At 68.4% G+C, this 16,074-nt stretch carries 16 protein-coding genes; 9 read left to right on the top strand and 7 right to left on the bottom strand.

Annotated elements, in window-relative coordinates; genetic code table 11:
• Positions 1 to 100: 100 nt before the first annotated feature.
• Together AC1Q5A_RS06715 and AC1Q5A_RS06720 are read right to left on the bottom strand one after the other, a co-directional pair.
• Entirely contained in the window at positions 101 to 547 is a 447-nt protein-coding gene (locus AC1Q5A_RS06715; RefSeq protein WP_492699522.1) for an SRPBCC family protein, read from the bottom strand.
• A gap of 73 nt (positions 548 to 620) precedes the next feature.
• The gene (locus AC1Q5A_RS06720) at positions 621 to 977 is read right to left on the bottom strand and encodes a DUF1428 domain-containing protein (protein WP_492699523.1); all 357 of its coding nucleotides are present in this window, start codon (positions 975 to 977) and stop codon (positions 621 to 623) included.
• 197 nt (positions 978 to 1,174) lie between these two features.
• On the opposite strand from AC1Q5A_RS06720, the gene AC1Q5A_RS06725 reads away from it, so the two are divergent.
• Positions 1,175 to 1,648 carry a YybH family protein gene (locus AC1Q5A_RS06725; RefSeq protein ID WP_492699525.1) on the top strand — a complete coding sequence of 158 codons (474 nt, stop codon included), beginning with the start codon at positions 1,175 to 1,177 and terminating at the stop codon, positions 1,646 to 1,648.
• A 9-nt stretch (positions 1,649 to 1,657) separates the two neighbouring features.
• Here the strand turns inward: AC1Q5A_RS06725 and AC1Q5A_RS06730 are convergent, their stop codons facing one another.
• The 3 genes from AC1Q5A_RS06730 to AC1Q5A_RS06740 all read right to left on the bottom strand — a co-directional run bounded on the left by AC1Q5A_RS06730 (position 1,658) and on the right by AC1Q5A_RS06740 (position 3,448).
• Positions 1,658 to 2,005 (bottom strand): ArsR/SmtB family transcription factor, encoded by a 348-nt coding sequence (locus AC1Q5A_RS06730; protein WP_492699527.1) that lies wholly within the window; start codon positions 2,003 to 2,005, stop codon positions 1,658 to 1,660.
• Positions 1,995 to 2,468 carry an SRPBCC family protein gene (locus AC1Q5A_RS06735; RefSeq protein WP_492699529.1) on the bottom strand — a complete coding sequence of 158 codons (474 nt, stop codon included), beginning with the start codon at positions 2,466 to 2,468 and terminating at the stop codon, positions 1,995 to 1,997. Before AC1Q5A_RS06735 ends, AC1Q5A_RS06730 begins: the two co-directional genes overlap by 11 nt.
• A gap of 146 nt (positions 2,469 to 2,614) precedes the next feature.
• Positions 2,615 to 3,448 (bottom strand): NAD-dependent protein deacetylase, encoded by an 834-nt coding sequence (locus AC1Q5A_RS06740; protein ID WP_492699531.1) that lies wholly within the window; start codon positions 3,446 to 3,448, stop codon positions 2,615 to 2,617.
• Between the two features lie 137 nt (positions 3,449 to 3,585).
• Here AC1Q5A_RS06740 and AC1Q5A_RS06745 point away from each other — a divergent pair, with 137 nt between their 5' ends.
• The 5 genes from AC1Q5A_RS06745 (at position 3,586) to AC1Q5A_RS06765 (ending at position 7,994) form a co-directional block, all read left to right on the top strand.
• A complete protein-coding gene (locus tag AC1Q5A_RS06745; RefSeq protein ID WP_492699533.1) occupies positions 3,586 to 5,085 on the top strand; it encodes an amidohydrolase family protein in 1,500 nt (499 codons plus the stop codon).
• An 88-nt stretch (positions 5,086 to 5,173) separates the two neighbouring features.
• Complete coding sequence (locus AC1Q5A_RS06750) at positions 5,174 to 5,863, top strand: GNAT family N-acetyltransferase (RefSeq protein WP_492699535.1); 690 nt, start codon at positions 5,174 to 5,176, stop codon at positions 5,861 to 5,863.
• A gap of 27 nt (positions 5,864 to 5,890) precedes the next feature.
• Positions 5,891 to 6,394, top strand: coding sequence for a host attachment family protein (locus tag AC1Q5A_RS06755; protein ID WP_492699536.1), 504 nt, complete (start codon positions 5,891 to 5,893; stop codon positions 6,392 to 6,394).
• Between the two features lie 94 nt (positions 6,395 to 6,488).
• Positions 6,489 to 7,193, top strand: coding sequence for a glutathione S-transferase N-terminal domain-containing protein (locus tag AC1Q5A_RS06760; protein WP_492699537.1), 705 nt, complete (start codon positions 6,489 to 6,491; stop codon positions 7,191 to 7,193).
• A 105-nt stretch (positions 7,194 to 7,298) separates the two neighbouring features.
• Positions 7,299 to 7,994: a VIT1/CCC1 transporter family protein gene (locus AC1Q5A_RS06765; RefSeq protein ID WP_492699538.1), complete on the top strand. Its 696-nt coding sequence runs from the start codon at positions 7,299 to 7,301 to the stop codon at positions 7,992 to 7,994.
• Positions 7,995 to 8,041: 47 nt separating this feature from the next.
• Here the strand turns inward: AC1Q5A_RS06765 and AC1Q5A_RS06770 are convergent, their stop codons facing one another.
• Positions 8,042 to 10,273, bottom strand: coding sequence for a penicillin acylase family protein (locus tag AC1Q5A_RS06770; protein ID WP_492699540.1), 2,232 nt, complete (start codon positions 10,271 to 10,273; stop codon positions 8,042 to 8,044).
• 228 nt (positions 10,274 to 10,501) lie between these two features.
• Here AC1Q5A_RS06770 and scpC point away from each other — a divergent pair, with 228 nt between their 5' ends.
• The 3 genes from scpC (at position 10,502) to AC1Q5A_RS06785 (ending at position 13,528) form a co-directional block, all read left to right on the top strand.
• Positions 10,502 to 12,010: a succinyl-CoA:acetate CoA-transferase ScpC gene (gene scpC, locus AC1Q5A_RS06775; protein WP_492699542.1), complete on the top strand. Its 1,509-nt coding sequence runs from the start codon at positions 10,502 to 10,504 to the stop codon at positions 12,008 to 12,010.
• A gap of 88 nt (positions 12,011 to 12,098) precedes the next feature.
• The gene (locus AC1Q5A_RS06780) at positions 12,099 to 12,527 is read left to right on the top strand and encodes a VOC family protein (protein WP_492699544.1); all 429 of its coding nucleotides are present in this window, start codon (positions 12,099 to 12,101) and stop codon (positions 12,525 to 12,527) included.
• A 113-nt stretch (positions 12,528 to 12,640) separates the two neighbouring features.
• On the top strand, positions 12,641 to 13,528 hold the full coding sequence (locus tag AC1Q5A_RS06785; protein WP_492699546.1) for a patatin-like phospholipase family protein: 888 nt from the start codon (positions 12,641 to 12,643) through the stop codon (positions 13,526 to 13,528).
• Between the two features lie 213 nt (positions 13,529 to 13,741).
• On the opposite strand, the gene AC1Q5A_RS06790 is transcribed toward AC1Q5A_RS06785, so the two are convergent.
• Positions 13,742 to 16,039 (bottom strand): nitric-oxide reductase large subunit, encoded by a 2,298-nt coding sequence (locus AC1Q5A_RS06790; RefSeq protein ID WP_492699548.1) that lies wholly within the window; start codon positions 16,037 to 16,039, stop codon positions 13,742 to 13,744.
• Between the last annotated feature and the right edge of the window lie 35 nt (positions 16,040 to 16,074).

The following is a 16,074-nucleotide window of genomic DNA, read 5'->3' on the forward strand; positions in this document are numbered from 1 at the left end:
AGCCCCGGCTTTCCGGGCATGCCGGTCAGGCGCTCCCGGCCTCGACCGGCGGCTGGCGTTCCTTCATCGACATTACCAGTGTCCGCGGCCATCGCGCCGGTCAGTCCGGGATATCCGCTTCCACCAGTTTCCCGAGCAGCACCAGCGATTCCTGCCAGCCCAGGTAGCACTGCTCGACCGGGATGGCCTCGGGCACGCCTTCCTGCACCACCTGCAGTTCGGTGCCGCAGGACACGGCGCGCAAGGTGATGGTGGTGGTCATCTCGCCTGGCAGGTTGGGATCCTCGAAGCGGTCGTTGTACTTGATGCGCTCGCCCGGCACCAGCTCCTGGTACGTGCCGCCGAAGCTGTGGCCGTTGCCGCTGGAGAAGTTGGTGAACGTCATCCGGTAGCTGCCGCCGACCCGTGCGTCGAGCTGGTGCACCTTGCAGGTGAAGCCGTTCGGCGGCAGCCACTTGGCGATGGCGTCGGCGTCGAGGAAGGCGCGATAGATGCGCGCGGGCGGCGCGCGCAGCACGCGGTGGAAACGAAGGGTGTTGGTGGTCATGGTGGCTTCCGTGGCAAAAAGATGGGCCCTCGTCCCGCGGGACGAACGGACGGTACGGGAATGGAGGTCGTGGCTACGCCGGCAGGCTCACGACCGGCATGAAGCCGCCGAAGATCATGCGCTTGCCGTCGAACGGCATGTTGCCGGCTGCGTCCATGCGCGGGTCTTTCATGACTTTCTCCATGCCGGCGTCGCGGGTGGCCTTGTCCGGCCACTCGATCCAGGAAAACACCACCGATTCGTCCGGCTTCGCCTGCACGGCGCGGCGGAAATCGGTGAGCTTGCCTTCGGGTACGTTGTCGCCCCAGCACTCCACCACCCCCGTGGCGCCGAACTCCAGGAAAATGGCGTCGAAGGTACGGGCGTGCGCGATGAACTTGTCGCGGTTGGCGTCGGGTACGGCGATCACGAAACCATCGATGTAGGACATGGCTGTCTCCTTGGGAGAATGGCGGCCGAAACGGTCGCCTTCATGGGTGCGACGAACGGGCATGGACCGGATCGACATGGAAACGGACGAGATTGCATTTCCGCGTGAAGGTGGCGACCCGCTCTTGTCGACCCTTGCGGATGAAGGCAACCTTGCTCCGGAATTCCATCCGGCCATTACCCGCAGCGGAGTACGCGATGAACCGGCGAAGATTCTTCCTCCTGTGCGGGTTGCTCGCGACGATGGCCGGTTCGGGGGCTGCCGCTCCGGCCCGGGCGGCGGGCGACGATGCCGCCGCGATCCGCCAGGTGATGGCGCAGCAGGCGGCGGCGTGGAACCGCGGCGACGTGGCGGACTACATGCGCGGCTACAAGGACGCAGCCGACACCACCTTTGTCGGCAGCAGCGTGCGCAAGGGCTATCGCACGATCCTCGACGGCTACCGCAAGCACTACGCGAACCCGGCGCAGATGGGCCGGCTCACGTTCTCCGGACTGGACGTGCGCCTGTTGCCCGGCGCCGACGGCGAGGTGCGCTATGCCGCGGTGACCGGCCGCTTCCACCTCGACCGCGCGGCGCACGGCGAGGTGGCCCAGGACGATGGCGTGTTCTCGCTGTTGTGGGAGAATACCGTCGACGGCTGGAAGATCATCCTGGACCATACCAGCTGAGCCGCCGGCTCATTCCTCCACGAACGCCTTCAGCCGCGCCAGCGCGTCGTCCCACTGGCTCGATACGAGGTCGATGTAGTCGCGCAGTTCCCCGATCGGCTGCGGGTTGAGCGCGTACAGGCTTTCGCGACCTGTGCGCTCGCTGCGCACGACGCGGGCATCCTCGAGTACGCGTAGGTGCTTGCTGATCGCCTGCCGGGTCAGCGACTGGCCGTCGCAGAGCTGGGTGATCGACCGACGCGAGCCGTCGCACAGCCGGACCACCAGCGCCAGCCGCGTGGGGTCGCCGAGCGCGGCGAACATCGTGGCCGCCCGCGGCGACCGCCGCGCCAGGCGCGCCTGTGCGCTAGCCGCCATGGCCGGCTGCGGTGGCATTGCCTTCGAGATGCTGGCGGATGTTCTCCACCTGGATGCCCCAGCCGTCGTCGTTCATGCGGAACGCGTCGGCGCGGCGACCGGCCGGGATGCCGGCGAAACCCGACTCGACCAGGGTCAGCACGGTGCCGTCGCCGTACGGTTCGAGACGGAACTCGACCAGGGTCGGCGGCTCGGCGGAGTAGTCCACGTCCGGGTCGATGGCGTAGGGATGCCAGGTGAAGCTGAACAGCCGCTCCGGTTCCATCGCCTGCACCACGGCGCGCCAGACGATGTGCTCGTAACCGGGCCAGGTGATGTGGCCGATGGATTCCCCGCCGGGTTCGAACGGCCCTGACAGGGCAACGCGGAACCATGCGCCGAATTCGCGGTGGTCGGTCAGCGCATGCCACACGCGCGATACCGGCGCTTTCAGCTTGATGCGTTTCTCGATGCGGTCGTTCATGTGCCACCTCCGGGTTGCAGGTGAGCCTGCGCCGACAGCGTGGTAAATGCAACTTCTTGGTTGCTTTAGAGAATGGTTTCGATGCAGGGTGAATGCCGGCGAGGCCGAATGGTTTCCGCGGCTTGAGGCCCCCGGTTGAAGCGTTGCTACCCGCGCAGCGCGGTTTCCGGCCGCTTGCCCGTCTGCAGAAACGCCAGCGCCTCGTGGCAGGGCGCATCGACCTTCAGCGTGAGCAGCGCGTCGGCACGGGTGCGGCCCAGTGTCACCGCGGCGACCGGCTTGCCGGCGCGCGCTGCGGCGTCGACGAAGCGGTAGCCGGAATAGACCATCAGCGAGGAGCCCACCACCAGCACCGCATCGGCGGCCTGCCAGGCGCGCGCCGCGGCATCCACGCGTTCGCGTGGCACCGCCTCGCCGAAGAACACCACGTCGGGTTTCACGATGCCGCCGCAGTGCGGGCAGGGCGGCACGTCGAACGACGCGAAATCGTGGCCTTCCAGGTCGGCGTCGCCGTCCGGCGCGTCGGCGGCGTCGAGTCGGGCCCATGCCGGATTGCGCTCGACCAGTGTCCGCTGGAATACATGGCGGGCCAGCCGCCAGTCGCAGCCCATGCAGCGCACCTCGTCGAGGCGGCCATGCAGGTCGATCACCCGCTCGTTGCCGGCGCACTGGTGCAGGCGGTCCACGTTCTGCGTCACCAGCAGCTCAACCTGGCCGCGCCGCTCCAGCTCGGCCAACGCATGGTGCGCGGCGTTCGGCAATGCGCTGCCGAAGCGTCGCCAGCCGACCATGCCGCGTGCCCAGTAGCGCTGGCGCGTGGCCGGCTCATGCATGAAGGCGCCGTAGTTCACCGGCGGCGGACGCTTCCACTGGCCGTCGCGGTCGCGATAGTCGGGGATGCCCGAGTCGGTGCTGCACCCCGCGCCGGTCAGCACGAACAGGCGCGGGTGGTCTTCGACGAATTGCTGCAGCGGAGTCATTTGCCGGATATGGGTGCGGGGTCGCCGGAAAACACGGTGTCTGCAAACGAGCAGGCATTTTCACCCAAGCGGATCTCGCTGGAGTAGTTTTGGCCGACCGGCGGGCCGTTTCCCGCCTCGCCATGGGGAATCCAAGCATGCCGTTGCAAATCCACCGCCTCGCGGGCGCCCGGCCATCGCCAGGCGCTTGCCGGAACACCCTGCTGCTGGCCGCCGCGCTGGCCGGGTTGTGCGCCGTTTCATCCGCCTGGGGCCAGCTGCCGCAGCTGTCGGCGCAGACGCAGCAGTTCGTGAAGTACGCGCAACCGCTGCTGGCGATCACCCATGTGCGGGTGATCGACGGCAACGGCACACCGGCACGGGAAAACCAGACGGTGCTGTTGCGCGACGGCGTCATCGCGGCGGTCGGCAGGCACGTGAAGCTGCCGAAGGAGGCGACGGTGATCGACGGCAGCGGGCACACGCTGATCCCCGGCCTGGTCGGCATGCACGACCACATGTTCTATCCGGCGCCGAAGGTGAATCCGGAGGCGAAGGAGGCGATCTATCCCGAGCAGGCATCGAGCTTTCCCAAGCTGTACCTGGCCGGCGGCGTCACCACCATCCGCACCACCGGCAGCACCGAGCCGTACACCGACCTGGAGCTGAAAAAGGCGATCGATGCGGGCAAGATCCCCGGGCCGAAGATGCATACCACCGGGCCGTACCTGGAGGGCAAGGGCAGCTTCACGCCGCAGATGCACGAACTGGCGGATGCGGCCGACGCCACCGAGACGGTCAACTACTGGATCGGCGAGGGCGCAACCTCGTTCAAGGCATACATGCATATCACCCGCAGCGAACTGGCGGCGGCGATCGCGGCGGCGCACGCGAAGCAGATCAAGGTGACCGGTCACCTGTGCGCGATCGGTTTCACCGAAGCGGCCGAGCTCGGCATCGACGACCTGGAACACGGACTGCCGGTGGACACCGAGTTCAGTGCCGGCAAGCAACCCGATGTCTGTCCCGACACCAAGGCCGCGGTGGCCCATCTGGCGACCATGAGCGTCGACGATCCCCGCATCCAGCAACTGATCAGGACCCTGGTGTCGAAGCACGTGGCGGTCACCTCGACCTTGCCGGTGTTCGAGACGTTCGTGCCCGGCCGTGCGCCGGTGGATCAACGCGTACTGGACGCGATGCTGCCGGAAACCCGGGTGGAGTACCTCAAGGGCCGCGAGCGCATCGCCGGCATGCACGATTCGCCGTGGCCGAAGATGTTCAAGCTGGAGCAGGATTTCGAGCACGCCTTCGTGCAGCAGGGCGGCACCCTGCTGGCCGGCCTCGACCCCACCGGCTATGGCGGCGTGATCGCCGGTTACGGCGACCAGCGCGAAGTGGAGCTGCTGGTGGAAGCCGGGTTCACCCCGGTGCAGGCGATCCGGATCGCCACCCTCAACGGCGCCCGCTTCATGGGCGAGGACAAGCGCATCGGCTCCATCGAGCCGGGCAAGGCCGCCGACCTGGTGCTGATCGACGGCAACCCGGCAAAGAACATCAGGAACATCGAAAACGTCGCGCTGGTGTTCAAGGACGGCGTGGGCTACGACCCGGCCAGGCTGGTGAAGGCGGCGAACGGTACGGTGGGCCTGCGCTAGCGCGGGCTTCGTCTCGTGGTTGCGGGTGGGCCCTGCGACAGGCCGTATGGCTCCGCCCGATCTTTTCATCACTGGGCAGCATGGCGGCATGACCGATTCAGAGCTGGACAATCCCTTCTGGGCCTCGCTGCGCAGCCGGCATCGGGACATCGCACTGCGCCGTGGCGAGGTGGCGCGTTATCCGGCGGAGTTCGCCCCGTTTCTCGGCGTGGCCGGTGCGGAGACGGACCTGGCCGCGGCGGTCGCATCGCTGGTCGGTCCGGACGAATCGGTCTATCTGCTCGGCGTGGCGCCGGAGCCGCCGCAGGGATGGCGCATCGAGGCGCAGGCTCCGCTGGCGCAGATGATCTGCCCGGCGCCGATCGCGGTGATCGACGGGCCGCCGGTGATCGAGCTGAGCGAGGCGCATCGCGCCGACGTGCTGGCGCTGACCGCGCTGGTGTATCCGCATTACTTCCGCCCGCGCACGATGGAGCTCGGTCGCTACTTCGGCATCTACCAGGACGGGCGGCTGGCGGCGATCACCGGCGAGCGGCTGGGCATGGATGCGCAGCAGGAGATCAGCGCGGTCTGCACGCATCCCGACTTCAACGGCCTCGGCTACGCACGCCGCCTGCTGGCGCTGCTGTCGAACGACAACCTCGAACGCGGCCGCCTGCCGTTCCTGCACGTGAGCCACCAGAACCAGCGCGCGCAGCAGCTGTACGAGCGGATCGGCTACCGCCACCGGCGCGACATCGGCTTCTGCTCGCTGCGCCGGTCCCCGGCGCAGGAATGAGCCATGTGCCGCCGTGCCGCCCGGCTGATGCCGGCGGCCCGTTTTCATCGACATCACATCCCGGGCGCTAGCCTCGGCACCGCGGCGCAGCGTCGCCCGGTGCGCCGGCAACCCGAGGAGGTCACGATGAAGAAGATTCCCACTGGCGCATGGGTCGTGGTGGCTGACGGCACCGGCGCGCGACTCCTGCGCAACGTCGGCAAGGGCCTCCACGTATCGCTCGAACAGGTGAAGCTGGTGGGACCGAAGGATCTTGCCAACGACGGCCCGGCCGGGCGTCAGCCGCCGGAGCGAAGCATCGCCGAGATCGACGAGGCCATCTTCGCCAAGCAGCTGGCGCAGCGCCTGAACGCCGCGGCGCTGAAGAACGAATATTCCCATCTGGTATTGGCGGCCGATCCGCAGACGCTGGGGCAGATGCGCCCCCTGCTGCACGAGGAAACCACGAAGCGGATGGTGGAGGAACTGAACAAGTCGCTGTTCCATGCGCCGCTGCAGGAGATCGAGCGCGCGCTGAAAGCGACCTGGTGAAATCACCTGCGTGGTGGGAGGGTTCGTCCGCCATGTTGAACGTGCCGCCGGAACCGCTTACCGTGCGGAGTCCCCCCCGCCGCAGGAGTGTCACGTGCCCCGGTTGTCCGACTTCCCCATCACCACGCGCTGGCCGGCGCAGCATCCCGACCGCATCCAGCTCTATTCGCTCAACACGCCGAACGGGGTGAAGGTGTCGATCATGCTGGAGGAGACCGGGCTGCCGTACGAGCCGCACCTGGTCGACATCGGCAACGACGAGAGCCACCTGCCGGAGTTCCTCGCGTTGAACCCGAACGGCAAGATCCCCGCGATCATCGACCCGCAGGGGCCGGGCGGAAAGCCGCTGGGCCTGTTCGAGTCGGGCGCGATCCTGCTGTACCTGGCGGAGAAGAGCGGCAAGTTCCTGCCCGCCGATCCGGCGCGGCGCTGGGAGACGATCCAGTGGCTGTTCTTCCAGATGGCCTCGATCGGGCCGATGTTCGGCCAGGTGGGCTTCTTCCACAAATACGCCGGCCGCGAGTACGAGGACAAGCGGCCGCTGGCGCGCTACGTCAACGAGTCGAAGCGCCTGCTCGGCGTGCTGGACGGGCGCCTCGCCGGCCGCGAGTGGATCATGGGCGACGAGTACACCATCGCCGACATCGCCACGCTGGGTTGGGTCAACAACCTGATCACCTGGTACGAGGCGCGCGCGCTGGTGGAGTACGACAGCTTCAAGCATGTCGACGCATGGCTGCAGCGCGGGCTGGCGCGCCCGGCGGTGCAACGCGGGCTGCAGGTTTGCGGGCGAGGCTGAGTTTTCCCGAAGGCCGGGGTACGGACAACTGACGGGACGAGAAGCGTTTGCACGGGCCGTGGCCCAACCTGCGCACAATGCGTCATCCCACCCGCGAGATCGCCCATGCCACGACACCATCACGAACGACACCGCACCGACCGCATCGGCTGGCTGCGTGCCGCGGTGCTGGGCGCGAACGACGGCATCGTCTCGACCGCCAGCCTGGTGCTGGGCGTGGCGGCGGCGCATGCCAGCGGGCAGAACATCCTGGTCGCCGGCGTCGCCGGGCTGGTGGCCGGGGCGATGTCGATGGCCGCCGGCGAGTACGTGTCGGTGCATTCGCAGGCCGACAGCGAACGAGCCGAACTCGAACGCGAGCACCTGGAGCTGCAGACCCAGTCGGAAGCCGAGCACCGCGAACTGGCGGCGATCTATGTCGACCGCGGGCTCGACGCGGCGCTGGCCCGGCAGGTGGCCGACCAGCTGATGGCGCACGATGCGCTGGATGCCCACGCCCGCGACGAACTGGGCATCACCGAGGCGTTGAAGGCACGGCCGCTGCAGGCGGCCGGGGCCTCGGCGCTGAGCTTCGCGGTGGGCTCCTCGCTGCCGCTGCTGGTGGTGGCGCTGGCGCCGGCGGCGGCGTTGCTGTGGCTGGTCTTCGCCACTTCGCTGGTATTCCTTGCCGTACTCGGCGCGGTGGCGGCGTGGGCCGGCGGCGCGAAGATGGGCGTAGGCGCCATGCGCATCACGTTCTGGGGCGCGCTGGCGATGGCGGTCACCACCGGCGTGGGCATGCTGTTCGGCACTGCCGCCTAGCGCGGCGGCTCAGTGCTTGTGGAAGATTGCGCTTCCAGCGCAATCGCTCAGTCGCCCGGGTGGTAGACCCGTTCGGTGTGCCCCTCGAGCTGTTCCGGCCAGAAATACACCGTGCGCAGGTTGCCGGTGGTGTAGCGCTCGGCCTCGTCGTTGAAGTGCTTCGAGCCCGGGTGGCCGCTTTCGCCGCCGGCGGTGATCGCGCGCGCGCTCACCTTCGGGCCGAACTCCACCACCGCGACGAAGCTGTTGCCGCTGGTGCCGTAGTAGCGTTTCGTGCCCGGCCAGCGGTGCGCGCCGAACGAGGCCAGCGAGCCCCAGCGCGAGGACACGAACGGCACCGGGATGCTCGGCCTGGCGTCGTCGAATTTCTGCACGATGGCGCCGTCGTTGCGCTGGTAGCGGTTGACCTCGCCCCAGGGCATTCCCCAGCTGCCGAAATCCTGCACCAGCCGGTCGGACGCTTCGGTCAACGCACCCAGGCGTGCCTTCGCGCCGGCATCGCCGGCCATGTAATCGTAGACCGACTGGTGCGCGGATTCGGCCGCGGCGTGCACCCGGTCCCACAGCGTGTCGCCCCAGAACACCGCCAGCGAGGTGGGCATCGAGGCGATGCCCCAGCGGTAGTCCCAATCGCGCAACAGCGCGATCTGACCTTTCAGGCGGGACTTGAGCGGATCGCTGGGGGGCAGCGCGTCGTAGTCGGCGATCAGGATCGGCAACTGCCGCGCGAACGCCGGCAGGTACGAATCGAACGCCTTGGTGATCAGCGAGGCCATCGTGACGTCGTGCGCGCCGGTGAGCAGGCGGGTGGCGTGGATGCCGCGCGGGTTCTCGCCGAAGCTGTCCATGTAGCGCGGGTAGTCCGCCTGCTTCGGGCTGAACGCGCCGGCGGCGGAGTACGGCCAGTTGTTGGTGTTCATGATCCAGCCGTTCGGTGGGTTGAGCAGGTGCGGCGCCTCGTCGAGCGCGTGCAGGCCCTGCCAGTCGGTGGCCGGGTTGCTTCCGTCGACCGGTTTCGTATAGTCGAAGCGGTTGTCGCGTTTGGGGATGAACTGCGGGTGCATGTACGCGATCTCGCCCTTGTCGTCGGCGAAGATGGTGTTGTTCGACGAGTTGGCCTTCAGCTCGGCCACCTTCAGGTAGCTGGCGTAGTCGCTGGCCTTGGTGCGCAGCCAGCTCTGCTCGAGCGCCTGCAGCGGCTTGTTCATCATCGCCACGGCGATCCACCTGCCGTCGGCCGCGCGCACGATCGGGCCGTGGTGGGTGAAGTGCGCGTCGAAGCTGCGCGAGGCCAGCGTGCCGTCCTTCGCGCGATACGACAGGCGGATCGTGCGCGTGGTGACCGGCCGCAGCTCCTTGCCGTAGCGGTAGAACAGCTGGCCGCCCTGGCGCACGATGGTTTCGGCGAACTCGTCGACCACGTCGGCGCCGGTGGAGGTATGCATCCAGCCTATATGGTGGTTGAAGCCCTGGTAGACGAAGAACTGGCCCCAGGTCACCGCGCCGTACGCGTCCAGCCCCTCGTCGCTGGTCATCTGCAGTTCGGAGCGGAAGAAGAACGAGGTGTGCGGGTTGATCCACAGCAGCGCGTGGCCGTCGGCGGTGAGCCTGGGCGCGATCGCGAAGCCGTTGGAGCCGGTGGGCTCGACCCAACTGGACGGCGTGTCCGCGAGCGCCGGCGCGACAGGGTTGCGGCCGTAGAAGGCTTCGAGCTGCTTCAGCGACACCCGCTCGATGTCGCCGCCGATGCTGCCCTCGCTGAAGCTGAGCGCCATCCACGGTTCGAAATGCTTGATCACGCGCGGATGCACGTCCGGATGCGTGGCGAGGTACCAGTTCAGCCCGTCGGCCCAACCGTTCATCAGCGCCTGCAGCCAGGCCGGGCTCTTCGCGTACAACGCCTGCAGCTCGACCGGGTCGACGAACATCCGCTGGCGCAGGTCCTGCCATAGCGCGGATTCGCCCTCGGCCTCGGCCAGCCGACCGAGCGACACCAGGTAGTTCGTCTCGACCCGGTTGAAGTCGTCCTCGGCCTGAGCGTAGGCCATGCCGAACACCGCGTCGGCGTCGGTCTTGCCGCGCACGTGGGCGATGCCCCAGTCGTCGCGGGTGATGGTGACCGCCTGTGCCTGCTGCCACCAGCGCGCCTGGTCGGCGGGCGGGGCGGCCTGGACGGTGGCGGCCAGTCCGCAGGCGAGCAGCGCGGCGGCCAGCAGCAGGTGCGGCAGCTGCCGCCGGCGTGCCGGGCGGCGCGGGTCCATCGCAGTGTGCGTGGGCATCGGTCTGTCATCTCCCCTGAGCGTGTCGGCGCCATCATGCAGCGTTGGAGTTGACCATCACCGGGCCGTACTTGCAAAACCACGGGGTGAGGTGGCGATATGACGCATACGGCGAAGGTCGCCTTGGCGGCTCGCGCCGCCGTGCCCAAAATGGGCTCCGGGCAGGAGCGCGGTCCGGATGACCCTGCGGCTGCGGCCTGTTCGGTCCCTTTGGCGAGTTGGAAAACCATGACGACACGTATTGCACATACCGGCCTGGCCGCACGCCGCATGTCGGCGGAGCAGGCGGCCGAGCTGATCCTGCCGGGCATGACGGTGGGCATGAGCGGCTTCACCGGGGCCGGCTACCCCAAGGCCGTGCCGCTGGCGCTGGCCGCGCGCATCGCCGCGGCGCACGAGCGCGGCGACAAGTTCGCGCTGCGCATCCTCACCGGGGCCTCGACCGCGCCGGAGCTGGACGGCGCGCTGGCGCGCGTGGGCGGCATCGACTTCCGCCTGCCGTACCAGTCCGACCCCGAGCTGCGCGCGCGCATCAATGCCGGCCAGATCGAGTACATGGACATCCACCTGGGCCAGGTGGCGCAGTACGCGTGGTGCGGCTTCCTCGGCAAGATCGACGTGGCGCTGGTCGAGGTCGCCGGCATCCTGCCGGATGGCCGGCTGGTGCCGTCCACCTCGGTGGGCAACAACAAGACCTGGCTGGACCTGGCCGACAAGGTGATCCTGGAGGTGAACCGGCGCCAGCCCGAAGGGCTCGAGGGCATGCACGACATCTACTACGGCACCGCGCTGCCGCCGCACCGCAAGCCGATCCCGCTGCTGCAGCCGGGCGACCGCATCGGCGAGCCGTACCTGCACTGCGACCTGGACAAGGTGGTCGCGGTGGTGGAAACCGACGCGCCCGACCGGTTGGGCCGCTTCGCGCCGCCGGACGAGGCGTCGCGGCGCATCGCCGGGCACCTGGTGGAGTTCTTCCGCCACGAGATCGCCGCCGGACGACTGGGCGAACAACTGCTGCCGCTGCAGTCGGGCGTGGGCAACATCGCCAATGCGGTGCTGGGCGGCCTGCGTGAGGGCGGCTTCCGCGGCCTGACCGCGTTCACCGAGGTGATCCAGGACGGCATGCTGGAGCTGATCGGCGACGGCACCATCGCGATGGCCTCGGCCACCTCGCTGTCGCTGAGTCCCGAGGGGGTGGAGGAGTTCGTGCGCCGCATCGACTTCTACCGCCAGCACATCGTGCTGCGTCCGCAGGAGATGTCCAACCACGCCGAGCTGGTGCGCCGGCTCGGCTGCGTCGCGATGAACGGCATGGTCGAGGCCGACATCTACGGCAACGTCAATTCCACCCATGTCGCGGGCAGCCGCATCATCAACGGCATCGGCGGCTCCGGCGATTTCGCCCGCAACGGTTTCCTGTCCTGCTTCATGAGCCCGAGCACGGCCAAGGGCGGCGCCATCTCGGCGCTCGTGCCGATGGTCAGCCACGTCGACCACACCGAGCACGACGTGGGCCTGGTGGTGACCGAGCAGGGCCTGGCCGACCTGCGCGGACTGTCGCCGAAGCAGCGTGCGCGGGCGGTGATCGCGCAGTGCGCGCACCCGGACTACCGGCCGATGCTGCAGGACTACTTCGACCGCGCCTGCCGCGACAGCTACGGCAAGCACACGCCGCACCTGCTGAACGAGGCGCTGTCCTGGCACCAGCGCTACCTGGACAGCGGCAGCATGCGCTGAGCGCTGTCGATTTGCGTTGGGGCCATTCGTCGTTCCAGTGAGCCGGAGCGCCGGTTCCGCTTTGCCCACCCCGCGACGAGGCCACCCCATGCAAATCCAGCCCTACCTGTTCTTCGACGGCCGCTGCGAAGAGGCCATTGCGTTCTACCGCCAGGCGATCGGCGCCGAGGTGGTCATGCTGATGCGCTATGCCGACGGCCCCGAAGGCTCCGCCCAGTGCCCCGACGGCACGCAGCTGCCGGCGGACAAGGTGATGCACGCATGCCTGCAGATCGGCGCGAGCCAGGTGCTGGTCTCGGACGGCTACAGCGGTGGCACGCCGACGTTCGACGGTTTCTCGCTGGCGCTAACCGCCGATGACGATGCCGCGGCGAAGCGCATGTTCGATGCGCTCGCCGATGGCGGCCAGGTGCAGCAGCCGCTGATGCCCACCTTCTTCGCCTCCAGCTTCGGCATGCTGGCCGATCGTTTCGGCGTGGCGTGGATGGTGATGGTGCCGAGCATGCCGGCCGGCTGACGGCGCAACGACAACGGGATGGCCAGCCGCGGGCCTGCACGGGGAACCTGCCATGGCGGCACGCGTCAGATGACCGGGCGCGCCGTAATATCGGCTCCATGCAGGTGGCTGAGATGGCAGAGGCGAAACCGGTCGTCGGGAGTGCGCAGCGGCGCACTGCCTTCGTGCTGGCCGGCGGCGGCAGCCTCGGCGCGATCGAGGTGGGCATGCTGCAGGCGCTGCTCGACTGGGGCGAGGCGCCGGCGTTCCTGGTCGGCGCCTCGGCCGGGGCGATCAACGCTGCGTATTTCGCCGGTGATCCGACCGTCGCCGGCGCCCGCGAGCTGGAGCGGATCTGGTGCGCACTGACCCGGCGCGAGGTGCTTCCATTCAACCTCGGCAGCGTGTTCGGCCTGCTGCGCCGGCGCGATCATCTGGTCGATTCGTCCGGCCTGCGGCGCCTGCTCGAACGCTACCTGCCTTATCGGCAGCTGGAGGATGCGGCCTTGCCGGTCCATCTGGTGGCGTCGGACATGCTGAATGGTCAGGAGGTGCTGCTGTCTGCCGGTGCGGCGGTCGACGCCGTGCTGGCCAGTGCCGCGATCCCGGGCGTGTATCCGCCGGTGCTGATCGGCGGACGCTGGCTGGTCGACGGCGGCGTGGCCAACAACACGCCGATCTCGGCGGCGATCAGCCTCGGCGCCACGCGCGTGATCGTGCTGCCCACCGGGTTTGCCTGTGCGCTCGAGCGGGCGCCGTCGGGTGCGATCGCGCGCGCGATGCACGCGCTCAGCCTGCTGGTGGCCCGCCAGCTGGTGCATGACGCCGATCGCTTTGCCGCCGACGCAGCGGTGGAGCTGCGCATCGTGCCGAGCCTGTGCCCGCTCGATGTCTCGCCGTATGACTATTCCGCCGCGGCCAGGCTGATCGCCCGCGCCCGGACCGAGACCCGCCGCTGGCTCGAACAGGGTGGGCTGGATCGTGCCGGAACGCCGCCGCAGTTGCGCGAGCACCACGACTGAGCGGGCTGGCGCTGGCAGCGATCCGTCCCGGTTCGCCGCCACTGGTCTCCGGAGCGGGGCGATTTCGTCGCATGGAGTGCGGACGGGTTCACCCGACGGGAAGGCGCCTGAGCACGCCGTCCCGGCAAACCGCGCCATCCCGTGCTGCCCCGGCCATGCCGGCGGCAGCGCGGCTGCCGCCGTCGGTCGGTGGCGACGGAGTCCGGCGCGCGCTCAGGCGGACGCTGGCGATGCGCGCACGCCCAGCCAGCCCTTGATCGCGGCGATGGTCAGCGGGATCGCGCCGAAGATGATGAACACCAGGTCGCCGGGCAGGCGCAGCCATTCGATCAGGTGCGAGCGCGGGCTGCCGATGTAGTCGAGCGAGCGGGCGTGCCAGTAGCCGTGCTGGATCACGTCCCACACCTGCAGCACGCCGCTGGGGAACAGGCTGAACACCACCATCATGGCCAGGCCGATGTTGGTGCCCCAGAAGCCGGTCCGCACGTACTTCTCCATGCCGGCCCAGCGCTCGTCGCTGCTGGTCTGGCGCAGCACGAATACCATCAGCGCCAGCGCCAGCATGCCGAACACGCCCATCATCGCGGCGTGGCCGTGGTTCGGCGTGAGCTGGGTGCCGACTTCGTAGTAGCTGACGATCGGCAGGTTGATCAGGAAGCCGAAGATGCCGGCGCCGACGAAGTTCCACACGCCCACCGCGATCAGGAAGTAGAACGTCCAGCGGTGCGGCACCGCCACCGACTTGCCGCAGACGTCGCACTGGCCGCGGGTGGTGCGCACGAAGTCCCAGGCGTCCAGCGTGAGCAGGGTCAGCGGCACCACCTCCAGTACCGAGATCATCGCCGACATCGCCATGTTGACGCTGGTCTGCCCGGTGAAATACCAGTGGTGGCCGGTGCCGATCAGGCCGCCGAGGAAGTACAGGATGCCGTCCAGGTAGATCACCCGCAGCGCCACGTTGCGGCGGGTCAGGCCCAGCTGGTAGAAAGTCAGCGCCACCACCGTGGTGGCGAAGAACTCGAAGAAGCCCTCGACCCACAGATGGATGATCCAGAAGCGCCAGGTGTCGACCACGGTGTAGTTCGTCTTCGCGCCGAAGAACAGCGCGGGGATGTAAAACACCGGGATCGCCACCGCGGCGAACAGGAACATCTTCACCAGCGGCTTCGACTCCGGGTTGGCCAGCGAGCGCGGGCGCACCAGCAGCCACAGCAGGGCGAACCAGACCAGCAGGCCGACCACCAGCAGCAACTGCCAGATCCGGCCCAGTTCCAGGAACTCCCAGCCCTGGTTGCCCAGCCAGAACCACCACTTGCCGAGCATCTGGGCGATGCCCAGCCATTCGCCGAGCAGGCTGCCGCCGATCACCACCACGAATGCGCCGAACAGCAGGTGCACCCAGGGCGCGAACCAGCGTGGCTCGTCGCTGCGCAGCGTGCGGCCCAGGAACAGCGCGGCCGCGACATAGGCGGTGGCGATCCAGAAGATCGCCGTCTGCAGGTGCCAGGTGCGCATCAGGTTGCTGGGGAAGATCGTTTCCAGCTGGAAGCCGTAGAAGCTGCCCGGGTCGGCACGGTAGTGCGCCACCGCACCGCCGACCAGGGTCTGCGCCAGGAACAGCAGCGCGACCACCACGAAGAACTTCACCAGCGCGCGCTGGCCGGGGCTGGCCACGCCCGGCAGCAGGTGCGGGTGGATGTGCTGGCCGCGGCTGATCCAGCCGAGGTAGTCGAACTTGCCGAACATCAGCAGCACCACGGCGATGCCGGCCAGCAGCACGATCAGGCTCAGCGCGCTCCACAACAGTGCCCCGGGCACCGGTGTGTTGCCGACGGCGGGGTCGTAGGGGAAGTTGTTGGTGTAGGAGTAGTTCTCGCCGGGACGGTTAGCCACCGAGGCCCATGCCGCCCACGTCACGAACGCGGTGAACTGGCGCAGTTCGGTCGGGTCGGTGATCAGCCCGGCCTTGAGCCCGCCGTTGCGCTCGGGGTGCAGGAAGTAGTCGGTCCAGTGTGACACCTGCTGGCGGTAAGCCGCCGCTTCCGGCATGGTCAGGTGCAGCGTGTCGCCGGTGGCGTCGTAGCGGTTGGTCTTCAGGTCCACCGCCGTTTCCGCCCGCACCGCAGCTTGCCGGCCGGGACTCAGACCGGCCAGCGCCTGCTGGTACTGCAGCTCCGCGGTCGCCGCAGCGGTGTCCTCGCCGATCCGGTGCAGCGCCACTGCGGAGTAGTCTGGACCCAGGTAGGCGCCGTGGCCCCAGATGCTGCCGTTGTCCATCAGCCCGTATTTCAGGAAAACCGCCTGGCCGTCGCGGATGTCGTCGCCGCTGAACAACGGGTTGCCCTGTGCATCCACCACCTGGGCAGGAATCGGCGGGGCGTTGCGGTAGGCCAGCGTGGTGATCGCGAACAGGCCGGCAAAGCCGAGCACCATCACGATCAGCACCGTACGCAGCCACCAGGGGGAAAGTTCGGGATCTTCCGGAGTCAATGGCTGGGCAGCAATGCTCATGGTGCTTCCTCTTCCGCTGCGTGTGGGCGAGTATC

This window comes from Rhodanobacter sp. GW835-FHT13D09 (assembly GCF_058793995.1).

Excerpts from the sequence above, each read along its gene's own strand:
- AC1Q5A_RS06770 (WP_492699540.1), bottom strand. The coding sequence starts at position 10,273 with ATGCCCACGCACACTGCGATGGACCCGCGCCGCCCGGCACGCCGGCGG.
- AC1Q5A_RS06780 (WP_492699544.1), top strand. The coding sequence starts at position 12,099 with ATGCAAATCCAGCCCTACCTGTTCTTCGACGGCCGCTGCGAAGAGGCC.
- AC1Q5A_RS06790 (WP_492699548.1), bottom strand. The coding sequence starts at position 16,039 with ATGAGCATTGCTGCCCAGCCATTGACTCCGGAAGATCCCGAACTTTCC.
- AC1Q5A_RS06755 (WP_492699536.1), top strand. The coding sequence starts at position 5,891 with ATGCCGGCGGCCCGTTTTCATCGACATCACATCCCGGGCGCTAGCCTC.
- AC1Q5A_RS06735 (WP_492699529.1), bottom strand. The coding sequence starts at position 2,468 with ATGAACGACCGCATCGAGAAACGCATCAAGCTGAAAGCGCCGGTATCG.
- AC1Q5A_RS06750 (WP_492699535.1), top strand. The coding sequence starts at position 5,174 with ATGACCGATTCAGAGCTGGACAATCCCTTCTGGGCCTCGCTGCGCAGC.
- AC1Q5A_RS06730 (WP_492699527.1), bottom strand. The coding sequence starts at position 2,005 with ATGGCGGCTAGCGCACAGGCGCGCCTGGCGCGGCGGTCGCCGCGGGCG.
- AC1Q5A_RS06720 (WP_492699523.1), bottom strand. The coding sequence starts at position 977 with ATGTCCTACATCGATGGTTTCGTGATCGCCGTACCCGACGCCAACCGC.
- AC1Q5A_RS06715 (WP_492699522.1), bottom strand. The coding sequence starts at position 547 with ATGACCACCAACACCCTTCGTTTCCACCGCGTGCTGCGCGCGCCGCCC.
- AC1Q5A_RS06785 (WP_492699546.1), top strand. The coding sequence starts at position 12,641 with ATGGCAGAGGCGAAACCGGTCGTCGGGAGTGCGCAGCGGCGCACTGCC.
- AC1Q5A_RS06765 (WP_492699538.1), top strand. The coding sequence starts at position 7,299 with ATGCCACGACACCATCACGAACGACACCGCACCGACCGCATCGGCTGG.
- AC1Q5A_RS06740 (WP_492699531.1), bottom strand. The coding sequence starts at position 3,448 with ATGACTCCGCTGCAGCAATTCGTCGAAGACCACCCGCGCCTGTTCGTG.
- AC1Q5A_RS06725 (WP_492699525.1), top strand. The coding sequence starts at position 1,175 with ATGAACCGGCGAAGATTCTTCCTCCTGTGCGGGTTGCTCGCGACGATG.
- AC1Q5A_RS06745 (WP_492699533.1), top strand. The coding sequence starts at position 3,586 with ATGCCGTTGCAAATCCACCGCCTCGCGGGCGCCCGGCCATCGCCAGGC.
- scpC (WP_492699542.1), top strand. The coding sequence starts at position 10,502 with ATGACGACACGTATTGCACATACCGGCCTGGCCGCACGCCGCATGTCG.